Below are 15,511 nucleotides of genomic sequence, written 5' to 3'. Positions count from 1 at the left end.
TTCCCTTTCTTTCGATAAGGAAATAGGCTTCGTCGAGACGCTTTTGTATTAACCAATGATTCGGTGTATCGTTGAATATTTTTTTGAAACCCCATTCGCCCGCTTTCATGGAATATTTCTTATGACCATCGAAGCCTGCTATCTTTCCTTTTAAAAGATACAAAAAGAAATGTTCCGGAATGAACTGTTCCGGTGATATTGCCGGGCCTACGTAGCATGATTTTATGTTGTCCGCTCTCGTTAGCATATGCAAATTTAATTAATTTCCTTCCTCGGTAATAGCCCCCCATTTTACCATGCTCTCCACGGTCGTCAGGATGGCCTCTTCATTGCTACGGGGGTTCCAACCCAATAATTTCACGGCCTTTTCATTGCTGGCATTACGGTATATACCCACTAATGGAAGTATGGCTTTGGCCTGTTTGTTAAACAACGCCGCTACACGCACCAGTTCAGACTGCGTTTGCGTATCTTGTTGTCAGGTCCTTTTTAGTTTTGTTGAGAGGCTCATATTTACCAGGAGTTCCGAAGGAGCATATCCAAAATGTTTTTTGAAAACATACGAGAAGTGGGACAGGTTTTCAAACCCTACCTCGTAATACACCTCAACAGGTTGGCGGTTCTTCTCAGCAATCTGATAGTGAGCCAACTCTAACCGCTTTTGGGTAAGCCACCTTTGGGGAGTGGTGTTGAAAGCCTTTTTGAAATCCCTTTTGAACGTCGTAAGGCTTCTGCCTGTCAGGTAGCCGAATTTCTCCATCGGCATATTAAACATAAAATTCCCTTCCATAAAATCAGCAAGATTGATTTTACCCGGTTCGGAAAAGTCTGCCAAAAGGTTGTCTATACCGTTGTCAATGCTGCGTAAGATGGTCAGCACTTCTTCTATCTTGATACGTGTGAGGTTGTCAGGAAGTTCTTCGGATAAATCAAAGTAAGGCATCAAAGAAGCACAAAAGCTTTCCAGCAACGGATGCTTTTCAAAAATCCTTATTTTATGTGCATGAGGTTCGGTAATAGCCGCATCATTTTTCAAATAGAATGATTTCAGCCTGGACGCGGTTATATACATGACCAATGATTTGTATGGCCGGCCATCCTTTGCGTATTTTATAATCGTAGCAGGCTGATTCCTTGGAAAAAGAAACGTATCGCCTGCCCGAAATATAAACGTACTATCTGCCTGAATCACTTTCATCTCACCAGATACTATCCGCACCAACGAATGATTTTCCAGCGTAATATCCGCTTTGAAAAATTTCTGTTCTATACAGGATAGAATGATTTCGGCACTGGTGTTCTGTATTTTATGTTCCATTTCAGATAGGATTAATCGCTATCAAACTTAAAAAAATTTACGAAGGAAAGATTACCCCTGTCTTTTCCTGTGCATAGTGCCAAAGTTTCCGGGCCTGCTCTTCATCCCGTTCAGCTCCGGTCAATAGTTGGGATGGAGCGGGGTAGCCGGATTGTTCCCGCTCTCCGTCAGGGCCGTAATAATCGCCACCTGTAACGGCTTCGGACGTTGCCGCAAATAAAGACGGCAAAGCTCCTTGCCACGGATCGGAGACTGTGCTAAAATTTTTCCAGGCAGCTTTCAGCTCGTCTTCGGGAATGTGCCGTTGTAAGTCTGTATAGACCACTCCGGGGTGAGATGCCGTGGACAATAATGATGAACCGATGGCTTTTAATCTGCGGTCCAGCTCAAACGCAAATTGTAACCCTGCCAATTTACTTACGGCATATTCCCGATTGGCATCGTAAGGCTTTTCTAATTTTAAATTATCAAAATCAACTTCTTTTGCAAAAGTACTTGCCCCGCTACTCACGGTGACTACCCGTCCATTTTTACGTTCTTTCAGCAATGGGTATAAATGTCCCGTTAATGCAAAATGTCCGATAAAATTCACACCAAACTGCAACTCAAAACCATCGTCGGTCTTGCTTGCCGGAGGCATCATTACTCCTGCGTTGTTAATGAGCAAGTCCAGCCGTTGATGGTTGTTTTTAAAATCAGCTGCAAACGTTCGGATTGCTTCAAGATTTGCTAAGTTCAGTATTCCTATTTCCAACGAGCCCTTGCCTTCCGAAAGTTGCATTTTCTCGATCGCTTGTTTAGCTTTCCCTTCGTCACGACAAGCAACAACGACGTTGGCCCCTGCTTCGTATAACGCCAAAGCGGTTTCATATCCAATTCCGGTATTAGCGCCTGTTACGATTGCTGTTTTCCCAGTGAGGTCAATTCCTTTGATGACATCACCTGTTGTGGATTCCGCGTTAAACCCTGAACCTATTGGCCGCTGTAACGCTCCCTGATAATTATCTTGTCCCATTTTTTAACTTATTTTGTCAGGACAAAAGTAGAAAGCATTCTTTCGGCTTACTTTGTTTTAAAGGCCGATTTTACTTTGTTGACAGGGCCGTGTTTTAATTGTATTCTTCTTCCGTTTGTCCTATTTCGGAGGGTATATGATGTGTGTAAAAAAGTTAAAATTACCGGAAACTTTTAAATAACTTGGCATCAACATAGCATCCCCTCCCATGCCCAAGATTACGGATATCCCACCCCAAGATGTGCTGCAAGAGCTGGAGCTCTTGACGGCCAATCTCAATGAACAATTGCCCACCAAGCAATTGGATCGCAATGTACTTATCTGCACCTGGAATATCCGTGCCTTCGGCGGACTGACGGAAGCATGGCAGGCGTCCGACCAGCAAAGCCCCAAAAGAGACCTGCAATCGTTGCTGTGTATCGTGACGATATTGAAGCGGTTTGATATCATTGCCGTCCAGGAAGTCAAAGGCAACTTTAAAGCATTGCGCCATGCATTGAAACTCATGGGCCCTCATTGGGGGTTCCTCATGACCGATGTCACCAAGGGAAGTCCGGGCAACGACGAACGCCTAGCCTTCTTGTTTGACACGCGGAAGGTGAAGCTTTCCGGACTAGCGTGTGAAGTGGTGATTCCCGATGACGTGCTGGAGCAAAACCGCAACCTGGATAACCAATCACTCCAACGGCAATTTGCCCGCACGCCCTATGGAGTAAGTTTCCTTGTTGGGGGCAAGACCTTTGTGTTGCTCACCCTGCATGTATTGTACGGCACCCCTGCTTCGCGCATACCCGAGTTGCAGGCCGTCGCCGACTGGGTGCGCGACTGGGCAGATGAATTGCACAGCTGGAAGCACAGCCTCATTGCATTGGGCGACTTCAACATCCAAAAGGCTGACGACCCTACTTATAAAGCCTTTATTTCCAAGGGCCTGCATGTGCCCCTGGATTTACAGGACATCAACCGCACCATCTTCAAGAAAACGTATTCCTTCTACGATCAGATTGCCTGGTTTGAAAATGAACTTTCCATGAGCTATTCATGCGGGGGCGTGTACGATTTCCGTGGTAAAGTTCTGCAAAACAGGGCCTATACAGAGAGCCAGCTCTCCTGGCGTATCAGTGATCATTTTCCACTTTGGGCGGAATTTTTGACCTGATTTTTTCCAAAACCACATAGATCAAAATTGTTTCTATTTTTGCAATACTAAAATTCAATCGATGAGAACAATTACAACAACCTTAATTTCAGCAGCGCTGCTCGCCATGGGATGCGGCGGCGCAACAGAGCAAAGTTCCTCGGAGTCAACAGCGTTTACTGATTCCATCACAACCCAATCCGTTACCTACCAAGCCGTTGGTGATACCGCCATTGGATACGCGGCCTATCCTGCGGATACCGCTAAAAAACCTGCCGTACTGGTCGTCCATGAATGGTGGGGACTGGATGACTATACCAAGCGTCGAACAAACGAGCTGGCTGAACTGGGCTACGTAGCGTTTGCCGTAGACATGTATGGCCAGGGCCGAACCGCCGGCAATCCGGAGGAAGCCATGGCGTTGGCAGGCCCGAATTACCAAGACCCACAGGCTGCTAAGCAGCGCTTTGACGCCGCACTGGCCCAACTCAAATCGCTTCCCGGGGTGGATACCACCCGTATTGCTGCCATTGGTTATTGTTTCGGGGGATCCATGGTGCTCAACGCGGTCAAATTGGGCGACCAACTGCAAGCCGCGGTGAGTTTTCACGGTGGGCTTAAAGGCGTACCTGCCGATAAAACATTGCTCACTACGCCTATCCTCATCTGCCACGGCGCCGAGGATGCCAATGTTCCTGAAAGTGATGTGACGGCATTCAAGGCAGAGCTGGACAGTATCGGCGCCGACTACGTATTCAAGGAATACCCCGGTGCTACGCATGCCTTCACCAATCCGGAAGCCACCGAGACCGGCAAAAAATTCAACCTTCCCATTGCTTACAACGCTGAGGCCGACACGGCTTCGTGGAATGATATGAAAGCTTTTTTTGAACAACACTTGCACTGAGCAAAAAAACGCCCCGACATGCAGGGCGCAGTAGTGTAGTGCACAACAGGTACAGCTCTTAATTACAAGGCGCTGTGCCTGTCAACCATATCGTCCGCAGTTGTTCCTCTTGTGGACTGGCGTTTTCATCAATCACCAGTTTCTTGGCTTCGCCGGGCTGGTAACGAACGCCCACCAAACCGAAAAAATCCTCATACGGTATCGATGTATTTCCCTGCGTATACTTCAGGAGAAATTCCTTAGCTTCCGGATAGCTCAGCCGGGCGATTTCATCAAAAAGTTCATCATCCTCAAAAAAACTATCCTTGCCATAGCGGATACCGAGGTCATGTGTCAGGTTTTTCAATCCGTATCCACCTTCCGATAAATGGAGCAGGTAGATATCGAGGCAGGCTCCAATCAGTGCGCCTTTCTGATACACATTCCCATACTGATCGGCATATGTGGAAGCCGCGTATTTACTCAATTGGGTGAATGACAAGGTATCGTTGTAGTGCTCCCGGGAGTCGACGATTTTCTCGGCAAGTTTGTCCAGAAACTGTTCGGCAGTGTTGATGCCGCTCTGTACCTGCACATGGTGGGCCGTATATTCGGTGGTGCCTTCATACAGCCACAAGTGTTTGGACAGTACCGGGGTATCGTAGTTGAATTCCTTAACCTCCCTTGACGCGATGGTCAATGGCGTAATGATATGGAAGAACTCATGTGACGATACGTCCACCAACATGCTTTTCAGTACATTGGCCGGCAGTTCCGGAATGTAATAAAACGATGAGGTAGTGTGTTCCAACGCTCCAGCCATTCCCAGCTGGAACGACTGCTGGATTTGCATGTCTTTGAAATAATACAGAAATGCATACCTGTCGGCTGGCAGCTTGCCGCCGAGGTATTTACGGGCGCCTTGCAACAACCCGTTTAGCCAATCCGCGATTTCACCGGATGTAATGGTCTTATTCGGTGAATATACCGAAACCAACACTTCACAGTTGCCCACCTTCACGGTCGTGGTGTCCGGCACGCCGTACATGATGGGTGTATCGTAGAGATCGTCCAGGCTTTCCATATGGAAAACATCACGCGTAGCCGTGCTTTCCACCGGCAATTTGGCCGACGACCCGTAGAAATCAGCGGGCTTTTCAAATGTCAATTCGATGGGCAGTTTGTTTTGGCCTTCCACATAACCGAAAATCCCGGGCGTATGTACCACCACATTTTTTTCTTCGATGTTAGTGGCTGCCATCGGATAGATCTTGTGTTCCTTATCGGTATCGAAGATATCTTCCACCTCATACGTAATGCGGTAAAGTTTCTTCGCATTGCCGATTTCCCATTGGTTGGTGTTCAACTGTTTTACCGGCAAGCGCCTACCTTTGCTATCCTCGGCTATCACATTGGAAGTAAAAGCGCCATAATCGCTGACGGCATACGTACCGGGAATAATTTTGGGTAGTGCAAAGACGACCGTTTTTTCCGAAACCTGTGGCGCAAGGAGCGTCACCTTGAATTTATCATCCTGAAGATTAGTCAGGTCAACCGTATATTGGTAGCGTTGTGCCCATAGCACCTGTATGGAAGCCACCAATGCACATAGGAGAAGAAGTGCGTTCTTTATTTTATACATGGCGCCAAACTTAGATAAAGTTGCTTTTATATGCAACTTTATCGATCGCTCCGCTGCCGCTGAGAGACGACATGGTCAGCATCGGCTACCGGCTGGATTTCATGGCCTTCACCACTTTGATATTTTCATCTTGGAGAAGCCGATCGTACTCGGGGGTTTCACGGCCGTATAAGGCGACCTTTCCCTGTTCATCACTATGTACGCCCCACCCATAGCGTTTTGTGAGTGGCGATGCCCGCAGGCAAGGCTGTCCCTTGGAGAAAAATGCTTTTCGGGCTTCGTCCAGTTCACCGGCGGTCAGATCATGCCGCTCCGCGTAGGCCTGAAATAACACATCGTCCGAGGTATACCGGTAAGGATGGTGGGCTACCATGTCAAATGCGATATTGGCCACGGTCTTTTTGTCACCTTTCATTGGCGGAACTTCTCCCCTCGCTACCGGGCAGTCGTCTGCCACGGCGATAAGGGTATTTTGGTAATTGGTGGTATGTACGTCCATTAGCTAACAATAACTGATATGTAGCTGCAAAGTTACAACATACCGGTGACAACCCTATGGCAGCGTGTTATCCAATCGGTGCATGATATTGGCCAATTGGTAATTATGCCGCATCGTATGTACCAGCACAAAATTAAGCCACTCGTTGCGGGTAAGCGTACCTAATGTGGGCAATTCAAAATCAAGGCAGGTCAACGTCATGTCCGCACCGCTTACTGCAAAATCAAGAATAGCTGATGTTCGCCGCTTAAGACCGTTCAGCAGTTGTTCTTTTTCAACAGGTTCATCTGTCGGCAGGATAAAATCCGGCGATTGCATTTTGATCTCGAAATTCAGGAACTGTTCACTTAATGGAGCGATGTATGCCCCGGGATCGCGTTGCGTCGTCTCCGTGCGACCCGTGAGGCACTCCACCACGTCGTAAGACCGGTGCAGGTGATCGCCCACCTGTCCGGCTGTCCAACTTCCCTTGAAAGGTACGGTATTCAGCTCCTCCTGGTCAAGCGAAGATAAGGCAACCAGCAATTCGTCAAAGGCATTTTCCAGCGCGCGTGATAAACTGTCTTGCATAGCGGTTTACTTTAACTGTACATCAGCAAATTTACCAGTTATCCTTAAGCGATACCGTGGCAGGTTGCGACAATCATAAGGGTGGAATGGGACACAATCCGCGTTTCTGTCCCCATTAATTCCCAACTTTCTTTTACCTTGCTTCTACCGTAATGCGTATACGATGCGGGTTCGATCCGAGACGTATCCGGGAAAATGTCAGATACGGCCCGCATACTACCCGTATCCAGCCCGCATTACGGCAAAAGAAAGGCAGGAGAAAAGCAGAAAAAAGGGTAAGATGGCTTACCACCTGACCAAGCGATACGCACTGTCCCAAAACTGGTATTCCAGTCGGCTGGCCGTGATGAAGGCTTCGCCCATCCGTGCCCGCATTTCATCCGTAGTGGAGGCAGCTACCTTGTCGCAAATGCCGATGGCCTGCCTTACGGATGTCGCAAAGTCTTCCCCGGCATACGTATCTATCCATCGCCGATAAGGATTTTTGCTGGCACGTTGATGTGCATAGATATGGTCGCCCACTTCCTTATAAATCCAGAAACAGGGCAGCACCGCAGCCATGGCCACTTCCACGGGATCCAATGCAGCAGTACTTTTCAGGAAATGCACATAGTGGTGGCAGGTGGGTTCAAGCACGCCACGTTCGGTCACGCCGAAATCCCGGAAATACGACTCATGCAGCGCATTTTCCACCACAATGGCCCCTTCGCCAAAGCGCATAAACGTCAATGCATCATCCGTGTCCTGGGCTCGCGCACCGATAAGCGCCAGTGCCCGGCCAAAGTGTTCCAGGTAGCCGGAGTCCTGCGCCATATAGAATTGGAATTTCTCGATGGGCAGCGTGCCTTCCTGCAATTCGGCGATGAAGGGCATGGCAATGATAGCGTGGTAAATCGGCTCAATTGTCGCCCAGGCGTGTTCAGACCAGGTCATATTTCGTGAGTTGCTGTGGATTGAAAAAATGGTTTAATGGGCCGTTGCCTTTGCCTACCTGCACATCACTGCCGTGTAGGATGGCTTGATGCACGTACTCCTGCCCTTTATGTACAGCTTCCAACAAATTCTTCCCCAGAGCGATATAGCTGGCAATTGCCGAAGACAACGTACAACCCGACCCATGGGTATTGTTGGTCTCAAATTTGTCAAAGCTAAATTCGTGGACTGCCCCCTGTGCATCGAAATACAATGAGGTGAGGCGCTGTGCATCCAAGTGTCCACCTTTAAGCAATACCGAACGGCAACCCAGTTTGCGGATTTTCGCTCCAGCGATGTACATGTCGTCCAACGTGTGTACTGGCATTTCGGCCAGGATAGCTGCCTCGTCCATATTGGGGGTCAAAACAGCCGCGATGGGAAACAACCGCTCCACAATCGTTGTAATAGTCTTATCTTCGATGAGTTTGTCGCCGCTGGTGGCTACCATCACGGGGTCGAACACCACCGGGGCGCGCGGATAGCTGGCCAGCGTATCGACGATGGTATCCACCAGTTCGCCGGTATGCACCATACCGATTTTGATGGCCTCCGGAAAAATATCATCAAGGATGGTTTCAAGCTGCTCCTGTACCGCTTGATACGGAATCGGATAGATGGCCCGTACCCCTTGCGTATTCTGTACGGGCAGTGCGGTCAGCGCCGAGGTGGCATAGCATCCCAGCGCCGAGATGGTTTTGATATCCGCCTGAATACCAGCGCCGCCACTACCGTCGAATCCGGCAATAGTCAGCACTGAAGGATAGCGGTATTTCTTTGTACTCATAAGGCATTATTGATTACGTTTTTCAATTCATTGGCAGCCTTCCGTGGGCTATCGGCCGCACAGATCGCTGAGACCACGGCGATGCAATCGGCACCCGCCCGGATAGCTTCCCTGGCATTTCCGGCGTTCATCCGGCCAATGGCAATCAGGGGTTTGTCCGTCAGCCCGCGGAGTTGACGAATACCCGCGATTCCCCATTCCGTCACGGTGTCGGTCTTCGTAGCCGTACTAAAGATGGGGCTGACGCCAAGGCAATCTGCCGCTGCGGTTTCACGACTTTGCAGTTGCTCCTGCTGCTCGATGGAATAGCCCAGCAATTGGCAATCCGGCCAAACCCTGCGGACTTCGCTGGGCGGGGTGTCCTGCTGGCCTACATGGATGCCAAACGCTCCTACCGCCATCGCCACTGTCAGGCTGTCGTTGATAATCAAAGGCACCCGATGCCTATCCGTAACTTGTTTCAGTTGCGCCGCCTTATCCAGAAACACGTCGGTAGCTACGTGCTTTTCCCGCAGTTGGATGATATCCACACCCCCAAGAATGGCCTCTTCGGCCACCCACAGCGGATCCCTGCCGCGGCAGTCGGCCTCAGATATCACCAGATACAGGTGATACGGGAATGGACGGCTAGCCTTCATGTGAAACCCGAATCCGCATGGCAAATTCCTCTTCCGTGATGTTATACAGTTTATCCAGCAGATTGGCTTGCAAGCTGCCCGGTCCGGCACTCTCGGCAGCCGCCAGCTCACCACTAATGCCCAACAGCGCCATGGCCGCACTCACCGCTTCCACGACATCCTCCACCACGGCAACGAAGGCACCGATAATGGCGGTGGCCGAACACCCCAAGCCAGTGACCCTAGTCATTAGCGGGTCGCCGTTGCGGATATAAATGGGACGGCCCTCGCCCACCACGATATCCACCTCGCCGGAGATGCACACCACACTACCGTACCGATACCGGATAAACCTGGCGGCATCCAGGGCTTCATCACTTGCAGCAGTACTGTCCACTCCTTTGGTAGCCTTGTTATTGGCCTTGGCCAGGGCCATGATTTCGGAAGCATTGCCCCGCACCACCGTCGGCTGTAAAGCCAGCAACTGGCTGATGGCATTGTCGCGATACAACGTAGCTCCCACGCCAACGGGATCCAGCACCCAGGGTTTGCCGGAGCGCTGGGCAGTGGCTGACGCCTGCAACATCGACTCAAACCAATAGTCGTCAAGTGTACCGATGTTGATGACCAACGACTGGCAAATCCTCGCCATATCCGCCAATTCGCCCTCCGCATGTGCCATGATGGGCGATGCACCCACGGCCAATAAGGCGTTGGCGCTATTGTTCATGACTACAAAATTCGTGATGTTCTGTACAAGGGGGGATTGCTGTCGCACCGTCAGCACATGATTCCAAAGTCGCTTTTCCATATTGCATTCTTCTTTAATAAAGTAGGGATAAAGCGATTCCTTTGGTCTGCTTTTCCCTACGCCGGTATCAGCCGGATCAGGTTCGAAGGGTCTCTCTCAATTCTTTTCAGAATACCCCTAAAGCCAATGTCAAAGGTACGAAAAACTTGCTAAAGACTCATCCCACCCGACACTTCAATACGCTGAGCATTGATCCACCGGGCCTCGTCAGTGCAGAGGAAAGCCACCACGCCCCCAATATCATCGGGCAATCCCACGCGGCCCAATGCCGTCAGGCTGGCGATCTGCGTGTTCAGTTCCTTGTTGTCGCGCACTACGCCACCACTGAAATCCGTTTCAATAGCGCCCGGTGCCACCACGTTGGCCGCGATGCCACGGGGGCCCAATTCTTTGGCCAAGTAGCGTGTAAGCACCTCAATGGCCCCTTTCATCGCACCATATGCTGATGAGCCATTAAACGAAAAACGGGCGAGGCCGGAGGAAATGTTGATGATCCGTCCGCCGTCATTCAGGTAAGTCAACGCCTTTTGCGTCAGGAAAAACACGCCCTTAAAATGGATGTCGACGATCGCATCCACTTCCTCTTCGGTTGTTTCCGCAAAGTCGGCGTGGAGTGCCGTCCCGGCATTGTTAATCAGAAAATCAAAATTCGGGCTGCCGGTCTCCGCTTGGAGGTGTTCTGTCACTTGTTGGATAAAGGGCCCAAACGACTGCCTATTCCGGGTATCCAATTGGAAGGCGGCTGCGTGCTGCCCGGCAGCCTTTATCGCTGCCACCACCTTTTCGGCTTCCGCTTGGTTGCTGTTGTATGTCAATATGACGCCGATTCCTTTTGCGGCCAGTTTCAGTGCCATGTCTTTACCTAAGCCCCGGCTACCCCCGGTTACCAGTGCTATCTTGCTTGCTGTTTTCTCCATCTTTTTATCTTTTTGTTTTGATGGCACAAAGATGGGCCAAAACGGCAAGCATCCGTTTGCAAGGAGCAAACCAATAATTGCAAAATTCAAACCAAGCCTCTTAGGATCGAAAGGCCAATGGAGAAAATGCGGTCTGCTTCCTGAAAAAGTTGGAAAAGTGGGCGATTTCGTCGAAGCCTAAACTATATGCAATTTCAGAGACATTCCAGTCGGTTTGTTTCAACAGGATTTTGGCCTCCTGTACCACCCTGCCGGCAATAATTTCAGTGGTCGTTTTTCCCGTCTGTGCCTTGAGCACTTTGTTGAGGTAGTTTACATGGATAGCCAACCGGTCGGCATAGTCCTTTGCGGTGCGCAGCTGCAACTGCTGATGGGGCGACTCAATGGGAAACTGCCGTTCCAGCAACTCCGCAAACAACGCTGCCACGCGGGCGGCTGCATTCTGCGTGCTCGATAGTGCCGTGGCCGGCTGCAGCTTCTGTCCGTAGTGGATAAGCTCCAGCACATAATTGCGCAGCAAATCGTATTTGAATGCGTAGTCGGAGGCAATTTCCTTTTTCATTTTAAGGAGAATGTGTTCGATTTCATCGGCCATTTCATCCCCGATCTCAAAAACCGGATACCCGCCCGATTGGAAAATCGGCAGATCATCCAGTACGACACCGCTTTTATTTTTGATTAGGAACTCATCCGTAAACACACAGAAATGCCCCGATTGGTTGGGATCCATCGGAATCCAGTGATAAGGCACCTTGGGCGTGGCAAACAATAAGGCATTCCGCTCAATTTCCATCACTTTATCCGCATATTCGGCCCGGTTACGGCCACGGATGAGGCTGATTTTATAATAGGCCCGGCGATTGTAGGGCATGGCATTTTTCCGTTTTACATCTTCGATGGTGGCAGCAATATCGAAAATGTTGAAATGGCCGATCTCCTTATGGATGCCGGGAGGCAGTAATTCGCTGATGGCCTTGCCTGTAAAGCCAGCTGCCTGCTGATAGAACTCGTCGAGCGAAGTGGATTTGATCTCTTTCATGGAAGACACGATTAGTTGCGAAATTCAAATTTCGTAAAATTTCCCGTAAACCGCAATCACTTCTTCTATCATCTGAAAACAGGAACTGAAACAACATCGCTGTCGCGAATGCAGGTATTGAGATGGTGGAAACGAGGTATTCCATTAATAGTCCAAAAGTGTAGATTTGTGTATTATTCAGTGAATACCAATGGCACAGACATTAGACATACAGATTATTGAACAATTGCGCGACGTACCCGATCTCACACCGGTAACAAGGGATTATTACGAAGACTGGAACATCCGTGTTTTCAACAGGGAGTTATTCGCCTGCAAAAACTATTTATCGCCCAACCGTCGGGATTTTTACAAAATCCTGTTCATTACGAAAGGCATCGGCGTGTTTACCTTGGGAGCCAATACCTATTACATCGAAGATCCGACCATCCTGTTTATCCATCCGAACGAAATTATTTCGTGGAAGAACCTGTCGGACCACTCTGGCGGGTACTATTGCCTGTTCAAGAAAAGATACATCGAGCAGTTTCCTGCGCTAAGGGCCATTATCGAAAGGTATCCGTTATTTAACAACGCTGCAAAAAGTGTGGTACGGCTGGCCAGCGACACAACAGCCGTTATTGACGAACTTTTTGAAAAAATGCACCGGGAAGCGCTAAACGGCGGGGATTATGTTGAGGATAGTTTACAGGCATACATCCAATTGATGGTGGTGGAAACGATGAAAGCGGCCAATTTCCCTAAACCGGATGCGATCAACGAAGAATTGAGGCATGTACATCACTTTTTTCAATTATTGGAAGAGGAAGCTGCTCATATCAATTACAGCCAACCCCTGAGAATAAAGACCGTTAAAGAATTTGCTTCGGAACTGGCTGTGCATCCCAACCACCTGAATGCTTTATTGAAGAAACATACCGGACAGAATGTGAGCACACATATCCGAAGCAGGATCTTGGATGAAAGCAAAACGTTATTGGTGCAGACAGATTGGCCTTTACAGGATATAGGGTTTGCCATCGGCTTTGCGGATCAACCGAATTTTACCCAGTTTTTCAAAAAGAACACCGGCGTAACTCCCAATGAATTCAGAAAGGAATATAAGGTGTCAAAACCGAGGGATCATAAATAGCGAACCGCGACAGCGTTTAAAAACATTGCCATAGCATTTGCATAATATACCAAGTGAGGGCTGTCAATTAAACGATGCCCTATATTCCAGCGGTGAACTATTGGTCTTGCTCTTAAAAAGCCTATTCAATGATTGTGGCCTTTCAAACCCTAATTGGTAGGCGATTTCCGCAACGGATAAACGGGTGGTCGATAAAAGGGTTTTAGCCAGCTCGATTATTTTATTTTGGATATGATGCTGCGCACTTTGCCCGGTGGATACCCGCAGCATTTCGCCTAAGTAATTGGGCGACAGATGCAGCCTGTCCGCAAAATACTGCACCGAAGGCAACCCGCTGACCAACGCGTCTTCGTTGGAAAAATATTCATCCAATAGTTGCTCGAACCGGGTTGAAAGGTCATCGCTTTGCGGCTTGCGGGTGATGAACTGACGGTTGTAATAGCGATTGCCATACACCAGCAGCAAATCAATATAGCTGACGATGGCCTCCTGACTGAAACCATCGATATTGGTTTGGTATTCCTGTTCAATTCCTGCCATGATCTCACGGATATGCTTTTTTTCCTTTTCCGACAGGAAAAGGGCTTCCGTTACCCGATAATCAAAGAACCCGTATTTCCTGATTTTATTCGATAAAGCAAACGACTGGATAAAATCCGGATGGAAAGTAAGCATATAGCCGTCTGTTACATTTTCGGATTGATGCCCGACACTGAGTACTTGACCGGGTTTGAAAAAAGACATGACCCCTTCACTGAAATCATAGGTCTTCGGACCGTAGCGCAGTACGCAATCGGCACCTTGCTTGAGGGAAATGCAATAGAGGTTCAGGATGACCGATGTGCCGGGCATCGGGTTGCTGTAATTGACTTTTGAAAAATCAACTACACTTACCATGGGGTGCTCCGGTTTGTCCAGATGCAGCAACTCATGGTATGCGGTAACGGTATTGACCGTATAGAATAATTGCTGGTGCTTATTCATTCGTTCAAATCTACTTATTTTAGCGAATAATTTAAATCACCGGCAAGCTGTTTTCACCTGTCGGAAGCAGCTTGCCGGTGGTATTTCGATTTCTAAAAGGATTGGTGAATATTCCGGTCGCCGGTTTCCGCTCCGACAGGGATAATCGCATCTATCCTGTTCATATCTTCATCGGTAAGCACGATTTCCGCGGCCGCGATGTTCTGTTCCACATATTTTGCCCGCTTCGTGCCGGGTATCGGCGTAATGCCCCTGGCAATGATCCACGCAAGGGCAAGCTGCGTGGAGTTCACACCTTTTTCTGCCGCGAGTTTGTTGATTTCATCCACCAGCTCGATATTCTTGTAAAACTGCTCACCCTGAAAACGCGGAATGGAACGTCTGAAATCATCGGCATCAAAATCATCCGGGCTTTTGATCTGTCCGGTCAGGAAACCCCGGCCCAGCGGCGAGTACGCGACCAATCCAATACCCAATTCCTTTGTGGTATCATACACGCCATCTTCTTCGGCCGCACGCTCAAACAGCGAGTATTCATTCTGCACGGCGGTAAGCGGAAATACTCCATACGCCCTCCTGATTTGGTCTGCGGTTACTTCAGAGATACCGATGTATTTAACCTTTCCTTCCTTCACGAGTTGGCCCATCGCTCCCACGGTTTCTTCAATGGGCACTTCGGGATCCGGGCGGTGCGCGTAGTACAGATCGATGTAATCTGTCCCCAAGTTTTTTAAGGAACGCTCCACCGCTTTTTTCACATATTCTGGCTTACCGTTGATGCGCCAGGTGAGTTGCCCGTTGTCATCAATCTCAAAACCGAATTTGGTGGCGATGATGTAGCTGTCCCTGTTTCCGTTGACGGCCTTGCCCACCAGCCTTTCGTTGTGCAACGGGCCATAAAGGTCTGCCGTGTCCAGAAAATTGCCGCCCAGTTCCAAGGAGCGGTGGATGGTGGCAATCGACTCCTTTTCATCCGCCTTACCATAGGTGTTTACATTGATGGATGGACTCATACCCATGCAGCCCAATCCGACCAGTGGAATTTCAAGCCCCTGGTTTCCTAAGTTTTTCGTTTTCATAAATTCATTTTTTATTAATAATTCATTTCAAGTAATGGCCTGTGACGATTCCCATGGCACCCGCGCCTACAATTAGTATCTTTTTGTTTGTCTTGATATCAGTCA

The 15,511-nt window shown here is 49.0% G+C and carries 17 protein-coding genes and 1 riboswitch; of the genes, 3 read left to right on the top strand and 14 right to left on the bottom strand.

What is annotated here, in order from left to right; translation table 11 throughout:
• Positions 1–259: 259 nt before the first annotated feature.
• The 3 genes from BMW65_RS23880 to BMW65_RS09030 are packed head-to-tail and all read right to left on the bottom strand — an operon-like array spanning position 260 to position 2,333.
• Positions 260–433, bottom strand: a complete 174-nt coding sequence (locus BMW65_RS23880; RefSeq protein WP_177181064.1) for a hypothetical protein — start codon at positions 431–433, stop codon at positions 260–262.
• 45 nt (positions 434–478) lie between these two features.
• Positions 479–1,318, bottom strand: coding sequence for an AraC family transcriptional regulator (locus BMW65_RS09035; protein ID WP_090604752.1), 840 nt, complete (start codon positions 1,316–1,318; stop codon positions 479–481).
• A 37-nt stretch (positions 1,319–1,355) separates the two neighbouring features.
• Positions 1,356–2,333 carry an oxidoreductase gene (locus BMW65_RS09030; protein WP_090604750.1) on the bottom strand — a complete coding sequence of 326 codons (978 nt, stop codon included), beginning with the start codon at positions 2,331–2,333 and terminating at the stop codon, positions 1,356–1,358.
• A gap of 208 nt (positions 2,334–2,541) precedes the next feature.
• On the opposite strand from BMW65_RS09030, the gene BMW65_RS09025 reads away from it, so the two are divergent.
• Together BMW65_RS09025 and BMW65_RS09020 are read left to right on the top strand one after the other, a co-directional pair.
• The gene (locus tag BMW65_RS09025; RefSeq protein WP_090604748.1) at positions 2,542–3,492 is read left to right on the top strand and encodes an endonuclease/exonuclease/phosphatase family protein; all 951 of its coding nucleotides are present in this window, start codon (positions 2,542–2,544) and stop codon (positions 3,490–3,492) included.
• A 61-nt stretch (positions 3,493–3,553) separates the two neighbouring features.
• Positions 3,554–4,378: a dienelactone hydrolase family protein gene (locus BMW65_RS09020; protein WP_090604746.1), complete on the top strand. Its 825-nt coding sequence runs from the start codon at positions 3,554–3,556 to the stop codon at positions 4,376–4,378.
• Positions 4,379–4,436: 58 nt separating this feature from the next.
• Here the strand turns inward: BMW65_RS09020 and BMW65_RS09015 are convergent, their stop codons facing one another.
• From BMW65_RS09015 to BMW65_RS08975, 9 genes are all read right to left on the bottom strand, one after another.
• Positions 4,437–5,999, bottom strand: a complete 1,563-nt coding sequence (locus BMW65_RS09015; protein ID WP_090604744.1) for a M61 family metallopeptidase — start codon at positions 5,997–5,999, stop codon at positions 4,437–4,439.
• A gap of 85 nt (positions 6,000–6,084) precedes the next feature.
• On the bottom strand, positions 6,085–6,498 hold the full coding sequence (locus tag BMW65_RS09010) for a DUF6157 family protein (protein WP_090604742.1): 414 nt from the start codon (positions 6,496–6,498) through the stop codon (positions 6,085–6,087).
• 54 nt (positions 6,499–6,552) lie between these two features.
• Positions 6,553–7,068 (bottom strand): DinB family protein, encoded by a 516-nt coding sequence (locus BMW65_RS09005; protein WP_090604740.1) that lies wholly within the window; start codon positions 7,066–7,068, stop codon positions 6,553–6,555.
• A 285-nt stretch (positions 7,069–7,353) separates the two neighbouring features.
• The gene (tenA, locus tag BMW65_RS09000) at positions 7,354–8,001 is read right to left on the bottom strand and encodes a thiaminase II (RefSeq protein WP_090604738.1); all 648 of its coding nucleotides are present in this window, start codon (positions 7,999–8,001) and stop codon (positions 7,354–7,356) included.
• Positions 7,988–8,827 (bottom strand): bifunctional hydroxymethylpyrimidine kinase/phosphomethylpyrimidine kinase, encoded by an 840-nt coding sequence (gene thiD, locus BMW65_RS08995; protein ID WP_090604736.1) that lies wholly within the window; start codon positions 8,825–8,827, stop codon positions 7,988–7,990. The genes tenA and thiD overlap by 14 nt, the downstream gene beginning before the upstream one ends.
• Positions 8,824–9,465, bottom strand: coding sequence for a thiamine phosphate synthase (gene thiE, locus BMW65_RS08990; RefSeq protein ID WP_090604734.1), 642 nt, complete (start codon positions 9,463–9,465; stop codon positions 8,824–8,826). Before thiE ends, thiD begins: the two co-directional genes overlap by 4 nt.
• On the bottom strand, positions 9,455–10,255 hold the full coding sequence (gene thiM / locus BMW65_RS08985) for a hydroxyethylthiazole kinase (RefSeq protein WP_090604732.1): 801 nt from the start codon (positions 10,253–10,255) through the stop codon (positions 9,455–9,457). The genes thiE and thiM overlap by 11 nt, the downstream gene beginning before the upstream one ends.
• 36 nt (positions 10,256–10,291) lie before the next feature.
• Positions 10,292–10,384: riboswitch (TPP riboswitch) on the bottom strand.
• 20 nt (positions 10,385–10,404) lie between these two features.
• Positions 10,405–11,172, bottom strand: a complete 768-nt coding sequence (locus BMW65_RS08980; protein ID WP_090605396.1) for an SDR family NAD(P)-dependent oxidoreductase — start codon at positions 11,170–11,172, stop codon at positions 10,405–10,407.
• Positions 11,173–11,272: 100 nt separating this feature from the next.
• Positions 11,273–12,211 carry a helix-turn-helix domain-containing protein gene (locus BMW65_RS08975; RefSeq protein ID WP_090604730.1) on the bottom strand — a complete coding sequence of 313 codons (939 nt, stop codon included), beginning with the start codon at positions 12,209–12,211 and terminating at the stop codon, positions 11,273–11,275.
• Between the two features lie 190 nt (positions 12,212–12,401).
• Between BMW65_RS08975 and BMW65_RS08970 the strand changes: the two genes are divergently transcribed.
• On the top strand, positions 12,402–13,343 hold the full coding sequence (locus BMW65_RS08970; RefSeq protein ID WP_090604728.1) for an AraC family transcriptional regulator: 942 nt from the start codon (positions 12,402–12,404) through the stop codon (positions 13,341–13,343).
• 63 nt (positions 13,344–13,406) lie between these two features.
• Here the strand turns inward: BMW65_RS08970 and BMW65_RS08965 are convergent, their stop codons facing one another.
• Positions 13,407–14,327: a helix-turn-helix domain-containing protein gene (locus BMW65_RS08965; protein ID WP_090604726.1), complete on the bottom strand. Its 921-nt coding sequence runs from the start codon at positions 14,325–14,327 to the stop codon at positions 13,407–13,409.
• Positions 14,328–14,419: 92 nt separating this feature from the next.
• The gene (locus BMW65_RS08960; protein ID WP_090604725.1) at positions 14,420–15,406 is read right to left on the bottom strand and encodes an aldo/keto reductase; all 987 of its coding nucleotides are present in this window, start codon (positions 15,404–15,406) and stop codon (positions 14,420–14,422) included.
• Positions 15,407–15,511: the final 105 nt, after the last annotated feature.

This window comes from Parapedobacter koreensis (assembly GCF_900109365.1).
GTDB classification, from domain to species: domain Bacteria; phylum Bacteroidota; class Bacteroidia; order Sphingobacteriales; family Sphingobacteriaceae; genus Parapedobacter; species Parapedobacter koreensis.
Note: the sequence above shows the minus strand (reverse complement) of the source record. Positions and strands in the feature narration are given on the sequence as shown.